The sequence below is a fragment of the Geodermatophilus sp. SYSU D00758 genome (assembly GCF_054049955.1).
The window spans coordinates 1-15,155 of record NZ_JBJGYK010000067.1 but is presented as its reverse complement, the minus strand read 5'-3'; the positions used below and the strand labels follow the sequence as shown (position 1 = coordinate 15,155).

The window sequence follows — 15,155 nt, the reverse complement described above, 5'->3', positions numbered from 1 at the left end:
GGGCGTCCCCGGCCCGCGCCGCGCCGGGGGGGGCGGGCGCGGGGGGCGGCGGCGCGCCCCCCCCCCCCCCCCCCCCCCCCCCCCCCCCCCCCCTCCGCTCACGCCGACGCGTCCGTGAGCCGCTGCCGCTGGTCGTCGGTGAGCCGCAGGTCGAGCACGGGCAGCAGGTCGGCGAGCTGCTCGACCGAGCGCGCGCTGGCGATCGGCGCCACGACCGTCGGCTGCTCGGCCAGCCAGCGCAGGGCGACCGCGGCCATCGTCGTCCCGGTCTCCCCGGCGACGCCCTCCAGCGCGGCGAGCACCCGGTCGCCGCGCTCCCCCACGTAGGCCGACGCCTTCGCCGCGCGCGGCGAGTCGACCTGCTCGCCCGCGCGGTACTTGCCGGTCAGGAAACCCTTGGCCAGGGAGAAGTAGGGCAGTACGCCCATCCCCTGGGCGGTGACGACGTCGCGCAGCTCGGCCTCGTAGGCCCGCCGCTCCACCAGGTTGTAGTGCGGCTGCAGCGCCACGTACCCGCGGACGCCGAGCCGGTCGGCGGTCTCCCGCGCCTCCACCAGGCGCTTGGCGGGGTAGTTGGACGCCGCCGCGTAGCGGACCTTGCCGGCCTGCACCAGCTCGTCCATCGCCTGGAGCGTCTCCTCCAGCGGCGTGCTCTCGTCGTCGTAGTGGGCGTAGTAGAGGTCGATGCGGTCGGTCCGCAGGTTGCGCAGCGAGCGCTCGGCGGCCGCCCGGATCTCCGGCGCCGACAGCGGGTGCTCCTTGCGGCCGGGCGAGGCCTTGGTGGCCACGACGAGACGGTCGCGCATCGACCGCTCGGCCATCCAGGCGCCGAGGATCTGCTCGGAGCGGCCGTCGCCGTACATCTCCGCGGTGTCCACGAACGGGGCCAGCGTGCTGGGGGTGGCGTCGAGGTAGCGGTCCAGCAGGGCGAACGAGGTCGCCTCGTCGGCGGTCCAGCCGAAGACGTTCGCGCCCAGGCAGAGGTCGCTGACGGTCAGGTCGGTCCCGGGGATCTGGGGCATGTCCCCAAGCTATGCCGGGCGGGCCCGCGACGCCGTCCCGGCGGGTGGGGCCGCTGGTGCGCGGGGGACCCGTCCGACCCCCTCGGTGGCGGGAGCCCGGGTCGGCATGGCAGCGTGCCCTGCGGTCCGCACCGCGGAATCCGCCGAGGTCCGGACGCCGGACCACCCCACACCCACCCACGGGAGGACGACATGAACAAGGCCGAACTGGTCTCCGCCATCGCCAAGCGCGCCGACGTGCCCGCCTCGACCGTCGACTCGGTGCTCGCCGGGCTGCAGGACGAGCTCGTCGACGCCATCACCCGCGGCGAGAAGGTCGCGGTCTCGGGTCTGCTGACCGTCGAGCGCACGCAGCGCTCGGCCCGGACCGGCCGCAACCCGCAGACCGGCGAGTCCATCGAGATCCCCGCCGCCAACACCGTCAAGGTGACCGCCGGCTCCAACCTGAAGAAGGCCGCGAGCAACGTCCCGGTCTGAGCGGAACCGCCCGGCGACGTCCCGGTGCGCACCGGCGGCCGGGCGACGTCCCGGTCCGACCGGGGCCGCCCGGTGACGTCCCGGCGTGACCGGGCGCGCGCGACGACGTCCCGGTGCGCCCGCCGACGGCGGGCCCGCCGTCGGGCGGCACCCCGTGTGGCCTGACCCACGGCGCCGTGGGTCAGGATGCGCTGGTGGCCGCCGCCCGACGGGGGACGGCGGCGGGGAGGGAGGACGCGTGACGACCGAGCTGAAGGTGGACACCGACCCCGCCGAGGTGGGCTTCGACCCCGCCCGGCTGGAGCGCCTGGACCGGCGGCTGGCCCGCTACGTCGACGAGGGGCGGATGCCCGGCTCCCTCGTCACCGTGGCCCGGCACGGCCGGCTGGTGCACATGAGCACGTACGGCGCCCGCGACGTGGAGCGCGGCCTGCCGGTGGAGCCCGGCACCCGCTGGCGGATCTACTCCATGACCAAGCCGATCACCTCGGTCGCGGCGATGATGCTGTACGAGGAGGGCGCCTTCCAGCTCTCCGACCCCATCGCCCAGTGGCTCCCGGAGTTCGCCGACACCCGGGTGTACGTGGCGGGCTCGGCCCAGAAGCCGGTCACCGCCCCGCAGACCGAGCCGATCCGGGTGTGGCACCTGCTGACCCACACCTCCGGGCTGACCTACGGCTTCCACCACGCCCACCCCTGCGACGCGATGTACCGGGCCGCGGGGCACGAGTGGGGCACCCCGCCGGGCGCCGACTCCGCCGAGGTGTGCCGGCAGTGGGCGGCCATCCCGCTGGTCTTCCAGCCCGGGGCGGAGTGGAACTACGGGGTCTCCACCGACGTCCTGGGCCGGCTGGTGGAGGTCGTCTCCGGCCAGCCCCTGGACGAGTTCTTCGAGCAGCGCGTCTTCCGGCCGCTCGGCATGACCGACACGTCCTTCGGGCTGCGGCCGGGGGACGACGTCGACTCCCTGGCCCGGCTGTACACCGCCGTCCCCGGGCAGCCCGGGGGCCCGCCGACGACGTACGCCCCGCTGGACACCATGGGCGCCACCGCGCACAGCAAGCCGGCGTTCCTCTCCGGCGGCGGCGGCCTGGTCTCCACCGCGGGGGACTACCTGCGCTTCGTCGAGCTGCTGCGCCGCGGCGGCTCCTACGACGGCGGGCGGCTGCTCGGCCCCCGCACCATCGCGCTCATGACCCGCAACCACCTGCCGGGCAACGCCGACCTGGAGACCTTCGGCCGGCCGCTGTTCGCCGAGACGCCGCTGCGAGGCGTCGGGTTCGGGCTCGGGTTCTCGATGGTGATCGACCCGGCGCGCTACGGGGTGCTCTCCAGCGTCGGCGACTACAGCTGGGGCGGGGCGGCGTCCACGGCGTTCTACGTCGACCCGGTCGAGGACGTCACGGTCACCTTCTTCACCCAGCTGCTGCCCTCGAGCACGCTGCCGATCCGCAACTACCTGCGCCAGCTGGTCAACCAGGCCCTGGTCGACTGAGCCCGCCCGGGGCACCTGCGGCACCTGCGGCACAGGAAGCTTTTCCCACGTCCGGCGGCCCGGGACGTGGGGAAAGCCTCCTGTGCCGCTGACACGGAGCGCGTCAGACGTAGCGGCGGGAGACGGTCGTGGCGACCATCGCCGGCTTGGACCCGCCCTCGACCTCGACGGTCACCGTGGCCACCATCTGGACCCCGCCGTCGAACGGCGTCGCCGAGTCCAGCGTCGCCCCGGCGCGGACCTTGCTGCCCACCGGCACCGGTGCGGGGAAGCGCACCTTCTCGAGACCGTAGTTGACGCCCATCCGGAACCCGGTGGTCTCCAGGATCTGCGGCATGAGCATCGGCAGCAGCGACAGCGTCAGGTAGCCGTGCGCCACCGGGCCGCCGAACGGGCTCTCCCGCCGCGCCCGCTCGGGGTCGACGTGGATCCACTGGTGGTCGCCGGTGGCCTCGGCGAACCGGTCGACCCGCTCCTGGGTGATCTCCAGCCACTCGCTGTGCCCCAGGTGCTGCCCGACCAGCGCCTGCACCCCCTCGACGCCGTCGGCGGTCGTCTGCGCCATGTCCGTCCTCCCTCGTCCCGGTCTGGTTGGCTGACTCCACCACACCGGCGAGGACGGGGGGACGGCGTGCTGCGGATCGGGGGCCTGGACGTGCCCGACGGCGGCCTCGTCGTCATGGCGATCGTCAACCGCACCCCCGACTCGTTCTACGACCGCGGGGCCACCTACGAGCTCGCCCGGGCCGTGGATCGGGTCGACCGGGTGGTCGCCGAGGGGGCGGACATGGTGGACGTCGGGGGGGTCAAGGCCGCGCCCGGCGAGGAGGTGGACGCCGCCGAGGAGATCCGCCGCACGGTGGACCTGGTCGCCGGGATCCGGGCGGCGCACCCGGCGCTGCCGATCTCGATCGACACCTGGCGCTCCGAGGTGGCGCGGGAGGCGCTCGCGGCGGGGGCGGACGTCGTCAACGACGCCTGGGGCGGGGTGGACCCGGCGCTCGCCGCCGTCGCCGCGTCGGCCGGGGCCGGGATCGTGTGCACCCACGCCGGCGGGCTGCCCCCGCGCACGCGGCCGCACCGGGTCACCTACGACGACGTGGTGGCCGACGTGGTGCGGCGGACGACGGCGCTGGCCGAGGCCGCGGTGGCCGCCGGCGTGGACCCCGGGCGGGTCCTGGTCGACCCCGGCCACGACTTCGGCAAGAACACCCGGCACTCGCTGGAGGCGACCCGGCGCCTGGACGAGCTGGTCGCCACCGGCTGGCCGGTGCTGGTCGCGCTGTCGAACAAGGACTTCGTCGGCGAGACCCTCGACGTCCCGCTGGAGGAGCGGCTCACCGGCACCCTGGCCGCGACCGCGGTGAGCGCCTGGCTGGGGGCGCGGGTGTTCCGGGTGCACGACGTGGCGCCGACCCGGCAGACGCTGGACATGGTCGCCGCCATCCGCGGCGACCGCCCGCCGGCGCGCACCACCCGCGGCCTCGCGTAGGTCGGCCCGCAGGGATCAGGCATGGCCGGCCCGCAGGGATCAGACGTGGCCGGCCCGCAGGGATCAGGTGGGATCAGCGTTGCCGGTCCTGGCTCACCACCGGCGCTGAGCGAGGAGCCCCGGGGATCAGGTCACCTGATCACCGGCCACGGCCCCTGGATAGGTTGCCGCGCATGGCCGCCACCGGGTTCCACACCGCCGACGAGCTCAACGCCCTCCTCCCCGGGACCCTCCCCGGCCTGCTGGGGCTGGTCATCGACACCCACGAGCCGGGCCGGCTGACCGCGCACGTCGACGTCCGCCCGGAGCTGCTCGCCCCCAACGGGTACCTGCACGCGGCGACCGTGGTGGGGCTCGCCGACACCGCCTGCGGGCTGGCCACCCGGGCGCTGCTGCCGGAGAACTCGAGCGGCTTCACCACGATCGAGCTCAAGGCCAACTACCTGGGGACGGTCCGCGAGGGCCGGATCGCCACGGTCGCCACCAACGTCCACGCCGGGCGGACGACGCAGGTCTGGGACGCCGTCGTGACCGCCGAGGCCAGCGGCAGGACGCTCGCGCTGTTCCGCTGCACCCAGTCGGTGCTCCGGCCCCGGTGACCCGTTCCGGTACTCACGGGTAACCCCCCTGTGGCGGGGGCCACCGGGGATGTGAGACTGGCGCCACACCCGAGACCCGAGGAGCACGATCCGTGGCCCTGGCCAGCCTGTACCCCGACATCGAGATCCCCGACCTGTCGGTCCCCGCGTACGTCCTCTCCGCCGGCGGCGCGAACCCGGACGCACCCGCGCTGGTGGACGGGCTCAAGGGCGACACCATCACCCACGGCCAGCTGGCCGCCTACGTCGACCGGGTGGCCGCGGCCCTGCACGCCCGCGGGCTGCGCAAGGGCGACGTCGTCGCCGTCTTCTGCCCGAACACCCCGTGGTTCCCCGTGGTCTTCCACGGCATCGCGGCCGCCGGCTGCGTGATGAGCCCGATCAACTCGCTGTACACCCCCGACGAGATCGCCTTCCAGCTGCGCGACTCGGGCGCGAAGGTGCTCGTCACCGTCTCGCCGTTCCTGGACCGGGCGATGGCCGCGGTCGGGAAGGCGCCGGTGGACGAGGTCGTCGTCATGGACGGCGCCGAGGGCCACGCCTCGCTGCTGGACCTGCTCAGCAGCGACGCGCCGTCGGTGCAGGTCGACATCCACCCGGCCGAGGACCTGGTGACGCTGCCCTACTCCAGCGGCACGACCGGCCTGCCCAAGGGCGTCATGCTGACCCACCGCAACCTGGTGGCCAACGTCGCCCAGTGCAAGCCGCTCATCGACCTCGGTGCGGACGAGCGGATCATCGCCGTCCTGCCGTTCTTCCACATCTACGGCCTCACGGTCCTGATGAACCAGGGCCTGGCCTGGGGTGGTGCGGTCGTGACGCTGCCGCGCTTCGACCTCGAGGACTTCCTCCGCACCATCCAGGACCACAAGATCACCCGGGCGTTCGTGGCGCCGCCGATCCTGCTGGCGCTGGCCAAGCACCCGCTGGTCGACTCCTACGACCTGTCGTCCCTGCGCTCGATCACCTCCGGCGCCGCCCCGCTGGACGAGCAGCTGGCGCTGGCCGCCGAGCAGCGGCTGCGCAAGGGCGCCGACACCGGCGTCACCGTGGCGCAGGGGTACGGCATGACCGAGCTGTCGCCGGTCTCGCACACCACGCCGGACCAGGGCAAGGAGCCGGCCGGTGTCACCTCCCCGGTGCCGAAGGGGTCGGTGGGCTACGCCGTCCCCAACACCGAGTGCCGGCTGGTCGACCCCGAGACCGGCCAGGACGCCGGCCCCGGCGAGCGCGGTGAGCTGTGGGTCCGCGGCCCGCAGGTGATGAAGGGCTACCTGAACAACGCCCAGGCCACCGCCGACACCCTCGACCCCGAGGGCTGGCTGCACACCGGTGACGTCGCGGTCGTCGACGAGCACGGCCGCTACACGGTGGTCGACCGCGTCAAGGAGCTGATCAAGTACAAGGGCTACCAGGTCGCCCCGGCCGAGCTCGAGGCCGTGCTGCTGGGCCACCCGGAGATCGCCGACGCCGCGGTCATCGGCGTCCTGGACAAGGAGAGCGGCGAGGAGCTGCCCAAGGCCTTCGTCGTCCGCACGCCCGGCTCGGGGATCGACGAGGCGGCGGTCATGGACTACATGGCCGGCAAGGTCGCCCCGCACAAGAAGATCCGCTTCGTCGAGTTCATCGAGCAGGTGCCGAAGTCGGCGGCGGGCAAGATCCTGCGCAAGGACCTCAAGGCCCGGTGAGGACCCCGGGGTCGGCCGGCGCGTCCGGCCGGCCCCGGGCCGTTCCCGGGGGGACGCCGACCACCCGCTTGTAGGCCCGGGAGAAGGCGGCCTCCGACTCGTAGCCCAGCCGCCGGGCCACCTCCGCGACCCGGGCCCCGCGGCCGAGGTCCACGGTCGCCAGCTGCATGCGCCACCGGGTCACGTACCGCACCGCCGGCTCGCCGGCCAGCTCGGTGAACCGCGCGGCGAAGGACGACCGCGACATCCGCGCCTCCCGCGCCAGCCGGTCCAGGGTCCACGGCCCGCCCGGGTCGCGGTGCACGAGCGCCACCGCGCGGCCGACCTGCGGGTCGCGCAGCGCCCGCAGCCAGCCCGGCCCGGGGTCACCGCCGGCCAGCCAGCCGCGCACCGCCTGCAGGACGACGACGTCGGCCAGCCGGGTCACCACCGCCTCGGCGCCCGGCCGGTCGTGCCGCACCTCCTCGGCCAGCACGCCGAGCAGCACCGGCAGCCAGCCGTTGCGGGCGCCGTCCCGCCCGTCGACCAGCAGCACCGCGGGCAGCAGCTCCAGCAGGTGCGCCACCCCGGCCCGCTCCGGCTCGACGACACCGCACACCAGCCGGGCGGGCGCGCCGCCGCCGTCCACCCGCAGCACCGAGTAGTGCTCGCCGAGGTACTCCTGCGGCAGCAGGTCGGCCCGGCCGGCGACGGCCGCGTCCGGCCCGCTGCGCAGCGCGTGCCCCCGGCCGTGCGGCACCAGGGCGAGGTCGCCGGCCCGCAGCTCGTGGACCTCCCCCTCGACCTCCAGCCGGCAGGTCCCCTCGGTGACGACGTGGAAGCTCATGCACCCGGGCAGGGCGGGCATCTCCACGCCCCAGGGCGCGGTGGCCTCGGCCCGGCAGTAGAAGGTGCCGCGCACCCGCAGGTCGACCAGCACGCCGGCCAGCGGGTCCACCGGGGTCCACGGTGCGCTCACGCCCGCCAGCCTGCGGCGTGCGGCACCGGGAGTCCAGGGTGTCCGGACGAACGGTCATGCGATCCGGATTCCGGGCCGTTCCGGACGACCGGGCGTCCGACCCACCCTGGACGCACGTCGGCCGCACGGGCCGGCACGGAGGGGAGGTCGGGTCATGCGGGTACTGGTCGTGGGAGCGAGCGGCGGGACGGGCCGGGCGGTCGTCGAGGCCCTCGCCGAGCGGGGGCACGAGGTCACGGCGTTCAGCCGGCGGGCGGGTGCCGCCGGCCGCGAAGGGGTCCGCCCGGTCACCGGGGACGCCACCGTGGCCGCCGACGTGGAGCGGGCGGTGCAGGGTCAGGACGCCGTCGTCGTCACCCTGGGCATCAGCGAGAACGCGCTGCGGGTGCGGTTGCGCGGCCCGGCCGGCACCGCGCCGGACGTCCGCTCACGCGGCACCGCGGCGGTCGTCGCGGCGATGCAGCGCCACGGGGTGCGCCGGTTGGTGGTGCAGTCCTCCTACGGCGTCGGCGAGACCCGCGACCGGCTGCCGCTGGCGTCGCGACTGGTCTTCGCGCTGGTGCTGCGCCCGCAGATCGACGACCACGAGCGGCAGGAGCGGCTGGTCCGCGCCAGCGGGCTGGACTGGACCCTCGTCCAGCCGGTCGACCTGACCGACGGCGAGGAGCCGGCGTCCTGCTCGACGACCGGGGAGGTCGCCGGGATGCGGGTGTCCCGGCGTGCGGTGGGCGGTGTCCTCGCCGACCTGGCGACCGGGGGTGGCGCGCGCGGCGCGAGCGTGGCCGTCTCCGGCGGGACGGACCGGCCCGTCCCGAGCCCGTCCCGGGCCTGAGCCCGCCCCACCTCCCTCGCGATCATGAAGTTGCGGAGCAGACACGCGGCCCCTGAGCGGCGCGCCGCTCGCCGGACTTCATGATCGCGGGTCCATGGGGGCAAGGCGGCCCCTTGCAGGGGCCCGCCGCGAGCCTGCCAGCGGTGGGGGGCTCGGCCCCCTTGCAGGGGCCCGCTACCAGCCTGCGAGCGGTGGGGCTCGGCCCCGTCCAGAGGCTCGCGCCGAGCTTGCGAGGCGTGAGGAGGACGGCGGCCCCCTTGCAGGGGCCCGCCGCGAGCGTGCGAGCGGTGGGGGGCAAGGGGGTCCTTCTAGGGTCGGGGCATGCGTGCGGTGACGTTCTCCGAGCCCGGCGGCCCCGACGTCCTCGTGTGGGGGGAGGCGCCGGACCCGGTGCTGCGGCCCGGCGAGGTGCTGGTCGACGTGGTGGCCACGGCGGTCAACCGGGCCGACCTGCTGCAGCGGGCGGGCAACTACCCGCCGCCCCCGGGGGCCAGCGACGTCCTCGGGCTGGAGTGCAGCGGGGTGGTCAGAGAGGTCGGCGAGGGGGTCACCGGCTGGTCGGTCGGCGACGAGGTGTGCGCCCTGCTGTCGGGGGGCGGGTACGCCGAGCGGGTCGCCGTGCCGGCCGGTCAGCTCCTGCCGCGCCCGGCGGGGGTGGAGCTGGCGACGGCGGCGACGCTGCCCGAGGTGGTGTGCACGGTCTGGTCGAACGTGTTCATGGTGGCCGGGCTGCGCCGGGGCGACTGCTTCCTCGTGCACGGCGGCTCCAGCGGCATCGGCACGATGGCCATCCAGCTGGCCGCCCGGGCCGGCGCCCGGGTGTTCACGACCGCGGGGACGCCGGAGAAGCTCGACGTCTGCCGGGAGCTGGGCGCGGAGGTGGGGATCAACTACCGCGAGGAGGACTTCGTCGAGCGGGTCCGCGAGGAGACCGACGGAGCGGGGGTGGACGTCGTCCTGGACAACATGGGCGCCAAGTACCTGGCCCGCAACGTCGACGCGCTGGCCACCGGCGGGCGGCTGGTGTGCATCGGGATGCAGGGCGGGACACGGGCCGAGCTCGACCTCGGCAAGCTGATGCGCAAGCGCGGGTCGATCCACGCGACGACGCTGCGCGGCCGGCCGGCGACCGGTCCGGGGAGCAAGGCGGAGATCGTGGCGGCGGTGCGGCACGACGTGTGGCCGGACGTCGAGCGGGGCGTCGTCCGGCCGATCGTGGACCGGCGGCTGCCGATGTCCCGCGCCGCCGAGGCGCACCGGGTCGTCGACGCCAGCGAGCACGTGGGGAAGGTGCTCCTGCTGACCGACGGTTGAGAGCTCCCGACGGGCGGCACCCGCGCGTACCGGAACGAGGTCCCCCGCCCCCGGGCGTTTCGGAGGGTTCCTCCGGGCCGATGCACGCCGTGTCGCAGGGGGCGCCTGGGCGGAGCAGCGCGGCCGGTCCCTCCCGGACGGCGACCGGCCACGGAGGACAGCACCTTGGACGTGAGCGAACGGGTCACCTGGGAGGACTGCCCGGTCTGCCGGCGGGTCGCGGCCGTCGGCTGGTCGAGCGTCCGACCCGTCGAGTTCGACTGCCCCAACGGCTGCAGCCCCAGCGCGGAGCAGATCCGGGTCCTCGCCGGCCGGCAGGGCCGGGCACCGCGGGAGTGGTCGGCCAACCCGTAGGGGCGCGACGGAGCCCGGCCGCGGGAGCTCGGCCGCCGGCTCACCTCGGCCGCAGCGCCGCCACCGCGTCGACCAGGTAGCCGACCTCGTCGGCGGTGTTGTAGTGCATGAGGCCCAGCTGGACGGCGCCGCCCTGCTCGTTCACGCCGAGGGCGTCGAACAGCTCCCGGGCGGCGAAGTCGCCGTCCCACGCGCAGATGCCGCGGCGGGCCAGCTCGGCGGCGGCCTGGCGGGCGCGCAGGCCCTCGACGGTGAACGACACGGTGGGCGTGCGCCGCGGCGCCTCCCCGAGGACCTGCACGTGCCGCATGGCCCGCAGCGCCTCGTCCAGCCAGGCGAACAGCTCCCCCTCGTAGGCGGCGACCGCGGCCATCGAGGTGCGCAGCCGTTCCCGGCGGGAACCGGTGGCGCCGTCGGCGAGCGAGGCCAGGTGCTCGACCGCCGCGGTGACCCCGGCGAGCAGCTCGAACGGGAGACCACCGGTCTCGAACCGCTCCGGCACCCGGTCCGGGTCGGGCAGGAGCCTGTCGGGGTGCAGCTCCTCCAGCAGCCCCGGGTCGGCGACCAGCGCCGCCACGCGCGGGCCGCACCACCGGTCGGCCGAGACGGTCAGCGAGTCCGCGCCCAGCGCGGCGCGGTCCAGGAGGGCGTGCGGCGCGGCGTGGACGGCGTCGACGTGCACCAGCGCGCCGACCTGGCGCGCCCGGGCGGCGATCGCCGGCACGTCCGGGCAGGTGCCGAGGGCGTCGCTGGCCGCGGTGACGGCCACCAGGCGGGTGCGCTCGGTCAGCAGGTCGTCGTACTGCCAGTCGGGCAGCTCCCCCGTCTCGATGTCCACCTCCGCCCAGCGCACGGTGACCCCGCGCTCGGCGGCCATCTGCACCCAGGGCCGGATGTTGGCGTCGTGGTCGAGCCGGCTCACCACGACCTCGTCGCCGCGGCGCCAGGTGCGCGCGACCGCCCGGGCGAAGGTGTAGGTCAGCGCGGTGGGGTTCGGGCCGAGCACCACCCCGCCGGGCACCCCGCCCACCAGGTCGGCCACCGCGGCGCGCGCGGCCGAGACCAGCCCCTCGGCGCGCCCGGAGGAGGGGAAGACGCCGCCGCGGCCGGCGACCGGCACCCGCATCGCCGAGCTGACCGCGTGCACGACGCTCTCCGGCAGGAGGGCGCCGGCCGCGCCGTCGGCGTGCACGAACCCGTCGGAGAGCCCGGGGAAGAGACCGCGGACGCGCGCGACGTCCAGCCGTGCCTCCCCCCACGCCATGGGTGGAACCGTAGACGCTGGCCGGTTGCCGGGCGCGGGTGCGCGGGGGCGGCGTTCGCGGGCCGACCGGGCGGGGCAGGATGGGTGCATGACCGCACCGGGAAACGGCAGTGAACGCCCTCAGCAGGTCGTCGTCGTCGGCCCCGACGGCCGGCCGGTCGGCGCGATGCCCATGCCGCAGGGGCCGGGCGGGGACGTCGAGACGGGCGAGGGCGCGCCGGCGGTCGGCGACATGGTCGAGCAGCCCGCGAAGGTCATGCGGATCGGCACGATGATCAAGCAGCTGCTCGAGGAGGTCCGCGCCGCGCCGCTGGACGACGCCAGCCGGCAGCGGCTGCGCGACATCCACGCCTCCTCGATCCGCGAGCTCGAGCAGGGCCTGGCCCCCGAGCTGCGCGACGAGCTGGAGCGGATCACCCTGCCCTTCAGCGAGGACCAGACCCCGTCGGACGCCGAGCTCCGCATCGCCCAGGCCCAGCTGGTGGGCTGGCTCGAGGGCGTCTTCCACGGCATCCAGACCGCGCTGTTCGCCCAGCAGATGGCCGCCCGGGCGCAGCTGGAGGAGATGCGCCGGCGGGCGCTGCCGGGCGGCTCGCAGCCGCCGCAGCAGCCCGACCTGCGCCCCGGCGGCGGCCAGTACCTGTGAGCGGGGAGGGCCGGTGCCAGCAGGGGACGACGCCGTCCGCGCGTCCGACGCCGAGCGCGAGGAGACGGTGCGCCAGCTCCAGCGGGGTCTGACCCAGGGGCGGCTGACCGTCGACGAGTTCGACGAGCGGGTGCAGGCCGCCTACGCGGCCCGCACCCGCGGCGACCTCGCCCGGCTCACCGCCGACCTGCCGCGGAGTCTGTGGTGAGCCCGGCGGTGGTGGCGCCCGTCAACCCGTCGACGCGCCCCTCCGGCACGGCCGCGGGGAGCGCGCGGGTGCCGTCCTCGGCCGGCTCCTCCCGCGCCTCCGGCTGACCGTCGTCCGCGGCCTCCCGGGAGACCGCGACCTGCTGGGCCCCGGGGGCCTGCTGCGCCCCCGCGGCCTGCTCGAAGAAGCGCAGCAGCTCGACCGGGAACGGCATGACCAGGGTGCTGTTCTTCTCCGACGCGACGTCGGCGACGGTCTGCAGCAGCCGCAGCTGCAGGGCACCGGGGGTGGCGCTCATGGCGTCGGCCGCCTGGGCCAGCTTGCTGGAGGCCTGCAGCTCGCCGTCCGCGGAGATGACCCGGGCCCGCCGGTCCCGCTCCGCCTCGGCCTGCCGCGACATCGACCGGCGCATGCCCTCGGGCAGCGAGATGTCCTTGACCTCGACCCGGTCGATCTTGATGCCCCAGTCCTCGGTGGGGGTGTCGATGACCGCGCGCAGCTCGGCGTTGATCGCCTCCCGGTCCGACAGCAGGGTGTCGAGGTCCGCCCGGCCGATCACCGACCGCAGCGAGGTCTGGGAGACCTGCGAGGTGGCGATCATGTAGTTCTCGACGTTGATGACCGCCTTGACCGGGTCGACGACGCGGAAGTAGACGACGGCGTCCACCCCGATCGTGACGTTGTCGCGGGTGATCGTCCCCTGGGAGGGCACGTCGAGCACCAGGGTCTGCACGGGCACCTTGGTCATCTGGTCGACGAACGGGATGAGCAGCCGCAACCCCGGCTCCCGGACGGTGGGAAGCAGCCGCCCGAACCGGAGCACCACCCCGCGCTGGTACTGCTGCACCATCCGGACGCTCGCGCCCAGCACGACCAGGGCGACGACGGCGACCACCGCCAGCACGACGAGGGCGACGTCCATGGCCGGCCTCCTCCCGGCCGGCGCGGCGACGTCAGGACGTTCCCGCGGCGCCGTGGGGCGCCGGCCCGTCCCCGTCCATGATCCCCCAGGATCGGGGCCGGGGGGGCAGGGCCTCAGACGGTGAAGCGGCGGACGGCGCCCTGGAGGTCGCCGCTCATCCGGGCCAGCTCCTCGGCCGCCCGCTGCGCGTCCTCCACGCGGGCGTTGGTCTCCTGGGTGCCGGCGGCCAGGCCGGTGATCGCCGCGGCGATCTGCTGGGACCCGGTGGCCGCCTCGGCCACGTTGCGGTTCATCTCGTTGGTCGTGGCGGTCTGCTCCTCGACGGCCGCGGCGATGGTCGCCTGGAAGTCGTTGATCTCCCCGATCACGGCGCTGATCTGCCGGATGGCCTCGACCGCACCGGCGGTGTCGCCCTGGATGGTCTCGACCCGCCGCGAGATGTCCTCGGTCGCCCGCGCGGTCTCCTGCGCGAGCTCCTTGACCTCGCTGGCGACCACCGCGAAGCCCTTGCCGGCCTCGCCTGCCCGGGCCGCCTCGATCGTGGCGTTGAGCGCGAGCAGGTTGGTCTGCTCGGCGATGCCGTTGATCAGCTTCACCACGGTGGCGATCTCCTGCGAGGAGTCGCCGAGCTTGCCGACGGTCCGGGTCGTGCTCTCGGCGACCCCGACCGCCTGACCGGCCACCCGGGCGGCCTCGGTCGCGTTCCGGGAGATCTCCCGGATCGCGGACTCCATCTGCGAGGAGCCGGCCGCCACGGTGTCGACGCTGGCGGCCACCTCGCCGGAGGAGGCGACGACGACGTCGGCCTGGCCGGCCGCGGTGCGGGCGTTGCCGGCGATGGCGCCGGACGCCGCGCTCAGCTTCGCCGAGGCGTCGCCCAGCCGCCGGGAGGAGTCGTGCACCAGCGTGAGGACGCCGCCGAGCGCGTCGAGGGTGGCGTCCAGCGAGCGCGCCATCTCGCCGAGCTCCGCGCCGCCGGTGCGGCCGGCCCGGACGGTGAGGTCGCCGGCGGCGACCCGGCCGAGGACCTCGCGGATGCGCTGCACGGGACGGGTCACGCCCCGGGCGACCAGGGAGGCCAGCGCGACGGAGACCACCAGCCCGAGCGCGATGATGACCAGGGTGAGGGTGCGCGCCGCGGTGTAGGCGTCCTCGGCGTCCGCCGCGGTGCGGACCGCCTGCGCGCTCGCGGCGGCCGTGGCCGCGGCGATCGACTCGCTGATCACGGCCTCCTGCTCGTTGAGCCGGGCGACCATGGTGCGCAGCTGGTCCGGGGTGCTGGTGCCCCGCGCGGCGACCATCTGCCCGAGCACCGCGAGGTAGGACTCGACGGCGGGCTGGAAGCGGTCGAAGGCCCCCCGCGCGTCGGCGGAGAGCGGCATCGCCGCCACCGCGGCCGTCTGCTCGACCAGCCGCGCCCCCACCGCCTCGGCGTTCCGCTGCGACGCGGCGAGCGACTCCGGGGGCAGGGTGGGGATGTTCGCGCGGGCGGTGTGCGCCATGAGCTCCCACCAGTCGGCCTGCAGCTGCCGCAGCCCGTCGAGCGGGACGGCCCCCTCGGTGTGGACGCGTTCGGCCTGCCCGCTGAGCGCCGACATGCGCTGGATGCCGAACAGGCCGACGCCGAGGGTCGTCAGGGCGACGACGAGGACCGCGCCCAGCAGCCGGGTGCGCAGGCCCCAGCGGCTACCGGTGGCGTCCTCGGCCGGGTCCCGGGGGTCGGGCGTCCGGGTGTGCTCCATGGGTGCGGCTGCCTTCCGTGGCTGGACAGGAGGGGTCACAGCACACTTCGGCAGCGCGCCCGGGCTCTTGAGCCGGACGGCGGCCGTCCGGGCTCACGGTTGCCGGTCCTGGGGCACCACCCCGGGTTTGCGAGGTCCGGCC

At 75.5% G+C, this 15,155-nt stretch carries 16 protein-coding genes; 10 read left to right on the top strand and 6 right to left on the bottom strand.

Translation table 11 applies throughout. The features are described 5' to 3' along the window. Positions 1-98: 98 nt before the first annotated feature. Positions 99-1,022, bottom strand: a complete 924-nt coding sequence (locus ACI8AC_RS24455; protein ID WP_456900455.1) for an aldo/keto reductase — start codon at positions 1,020-1,022, stop codon at positions 99-101. Between the two features lie 192 nt (positions 1,023-1,214). Here ACI8AC_RS24455 and ACI8AC_RS24450 point away from each other — a divergent pair, with 192 nt between their 5' ends. Both ACI8AC_RS24450 and ACI8AC_RS24445 read left to right on the top strand, forming a co-directional pair. After that, positions 1,215-1,499: an HU family DNA-binding protein gene (locus tag ACI8AC_RS24450; RefSeq protein ID WP_456900454.1), complete on the top strand. Its 285-nt coding sequence runs from the start codon at positions 1,215-1,217 to the stop codon at positions 1,497-1,499. A gap of 238 nt (positions 1,500-1,737) precedes the next feature. Further along, complete coding sequence (locus ACI8AC_RS24445) at positions 1,738-2,994, top strand: serine hydrolase domain-containing protein (RefSeq protein WP_456900453.1); 1,257 nt, start codon at positions 1,738-1,740, stop codon at positions 2,992-2,994. Between the two features lie 103 nt (positions 2,995-3,097). Here the strand turns inward: ACI8AC_RS24445 and ACI8AC_RS24440 are convergent, their stop codons facing one another. After that, entirely contained in the window at positions 3,098-3,559 is a 462-nt protein-coding gene (locus ACI8AC_RS24440; protein WP_456900452.1) for a MaoC family dehydratase, read from the bottom strand. Between the two features lie 66 nt (positions 3,560-3,625). On the opposite strand from ACI8AC_RS24440, the gene folP reads away from it, so the two are divergent. The 3 genes from folP to ACI8AC_RS24425 all read left to right on the top strand — a co-directional run bounded on the left by folP (position 3,626) and on the right by ACI8AC_RS24425 (position 6,773). Then, the gene (gene folP / locus ACI8AC_RS24435; protein WP_456900451.1) at positions 3,626-4,486 is read left to right on the top strand and encodes a dihydropteroate synthase; all 861 of its coding nucleotides are present in this window, start codon (positions 3,626-3,628) and stop codon (positions 4,484-4,486) included. Between the two features lie 173 nt (positions 4,487-4,659). Continuing rightward, complete coding sequence (locus tag ACI8AC_RS24430) at positions 4,660-5,085, top strand: PaaI family thioesterase (RefSeq protein ID WP_456900450.1); 426 nt, start codon at positions 4,660-4,662, stop codon at positions 5,083-5,085. Between the two features lie 92 nt (positions 5,086-5,177). Then, complete coding sequence (locus ACI8AC_RS24425; RefSeq protein ID WP_456900449.1) at positions 5,178-6,773, top strand: 4-coumarate--CoA ligase family protein; 1,596 nt, start codon at positions 5,178-5,180, stop codon at positions 6,771-6,773. On the opposite strand, the gene ACI8AC_RS24420 is transcribed toward ACI8AC_RS24425, so the two are convergent. Beyond that, positions 6,760-7,731, bottom strand: coding sequence for an AraC family transcriptional regulator (locus tag ACI8AC_RS24420; protein ID WP_456900448.1), 972 nt, complete (start codon positions 7,729-7,731; stop codon positions 6,760-6,762). The two genes, ACI8AC_RS24425 and ACI8AC_RS24420, sit on opposite strands and share 14 nt — an antisense overlap. Before the next feature lie 154 nt (positions 7,732-7,885). On the opposite strand from ACI8AC_RS24420, the gene ACI8AC_RS24415 reads away from it, so the two are divergent. From ACI8AC_RS24415 to ACI8AC_RS24405, 3 genes are all read left to right on the top strand, one after another. After that, a complete protein-coding gene (locus ACI8AC_RS24415) occupies positions 7,886-8,563 on the top strand; it encodes an NAD(P)-dependent oxidoreductase (RefSeq protein ID WP_456900447.1) in 678 nt (225 codons plus the stop codon). A 321-nt stretch (positions 8,564-8,884) separates the two neighbouring features. Then, positions 8,885-9,877, top strand: a complete 993-nt coding sequence (locus tag ACI8AC_RS24410) for an NAD(P)H-quinone oxidoreductase (RefSeq protein ID WP_456900446.1) — start codon at positions 8,885-8,887, stop codon at positions 9,875-9,877. 171 nt (positions 9,878-10,048) lie between these two features. After that, entirely contained in the window at positions 10,049-10,231 is a 183-nt protein-coding gene (locus tag ACI8AC_RS24405; RefSeq protein WP_456900445.1) for a hypothetical protein, read from the top strand. A gap of 40 nt (positions 10,232-10,271) precedes the next feature. Here ACI8AC_RS24405 and ACI8AC_RS24400 read toward each other — a convergent pair whose 3' ends face one another. Then, positions 10,272-11,495 carry a cysteine desulfurase-like protein gene (locus ACI8AC_RS24400; protein WP_456900444.1) on the bottom strand — a complete coding sequence of 408 codons (1,224 nt, stop codon included), beginning with the start codon at positions 11,493-11,495 and terminating at the stop codon, positions 10,272-10,274. 88 nt (positions 11,496-11,583) lie between these two features. Here ACI8AC_RS24400 and ACI8AC_RS24395 point away from each other — a divergent pair, with 88 nt between their 5' ends. After that, complete coding sequence (locus tag ACI8AC_RS24395) at positions 11,584-12,141, top strand: bacterial proteasome activator family protein (protein WP_456900443.1); 558 nt, start codon at positions 11,584-11,586, stop codon at positions 12,139-12,141. A gap of 13 nt (positions 12,142-12,154) precedes the next feature. Beyond that, positions 12,155-12,349 (top strand): DUF1707 SHOCT-like domain-containing protein, encoded by a 195-nt coding sequence (locus ACI8AC_RS24390; RefSeq protein ID WP_456900442.1) that lies wholly within the window; start codon positions 12,155-12,157, stop codon positions 12,347-12,349. On the opposite strand, the gene ACI8AC_RS24385 is transcribed toward ACI8AC_RS24390, so the two are convergent. Together ACI8AC_RS24385 and ACI8AC_RS24380 are read right to left on the bottom strand one after the other, a co-directional pair. After that, positions 12,318-13,271: a slipin family protein gene (locus ACI8AC_RS24385; protein WP_456900441.1), complete on the bottom strand. Its 954-nt coding sequence runs from the start codon at positions 13,269-13,271 to the stop codon at positions 12,318-12,320. The two genes, ACI8AC_RS24390 and ACI8AC_RS24385, sit on opposite strands and share 32 nt — an antisense overlap. A gap of 113 nt (positions 13,272-13,384) precedes the next feature. After that, positions 13,385-15,013, bottom strand: a complete 1,629-nt coding sequence (locus tag ACI8AC_RS24380; RefSeq protein WP_456900440.1) for a methyl-accepting chemotaxis protein — start codon at positions 15,011-15,013, stop codon at positions 13,385-13,387. Positions 15,014-15,155 lie beyond the last annotated feature (142 nt).

Coding starts and splice junctions, on each gene's coding strand:
- ACI8AC_RS24455 (WP_456900455.1), bottom strand. CDS start 1,022: ATGCCCCAGATCCCCGGGACCGACCTGACCGTCAGCGACCTCTGCCTG.
- ACI8AC_RS24450 (WP_456900454.1), top strand. CDS start 1,215: ATGAACAAGGCCGAACTGGTCTCCGCCATCGCCAAGCGCGCCGACGTG.
- ACI8AC_RS24440 (WP_456900452.1), bottom strand. CDS start 3,559: ATGGCGCAGACGACCGCCGACGGCGTCGAGGGGGTGCAGGCGCTGGTC.
- ACI8AC_RS24430 (WP_456900450.1), top strand. CDS start 4,660: ATGGCCGCCACCGGGTTCCACACCGCCGACGAGCTCAACGCCCTCCTC.
- ACI8AC_RS24415 (WP_456900447.1), top strand. CDS start 7,886: ATGCGGGTACTGGTCGTGGGAGCGAGCGGCGGGACGGGCCGGGCGGTC.
- ACI8AC_RS24410 (WP_456900446.1), top strand. CDS start 8,885: ATGCGTGCGGTGACGTTCTCCGAGCCCGGCGGCCCCGACGTCCTCGTG.
- ACI8AC_RS24400 (WP_456900444.1), bottom strand. CDS start 11,495: ATGGCGTGGGGGGAGGCACGGCTGGACGTCGCGCGCGTCCGCGGTCTC.
- ACI8AC_RS24395 (WP_456900443.1), top strand. CDS start 11,584: ATGACCGCACCGGGAAACGGCAGTGAACGCCCTCAGCAGGTCGTCGTC.
- ACI8AC_RS24385 (WP_456900441.1), bottom strand. CDS start 13,271: ATGGACGTCGCCCTCGTCGTGCTGGCGGTGGTCGCCGTCGTCGCCCTG.
- ACI8AC_RS24380 (WP_456900440.1), bottom strand. CDS start 15,013: ATGGAGCACACCCGGACGCCCGACCCCCGGGACCCGGCCGAGGACGCC.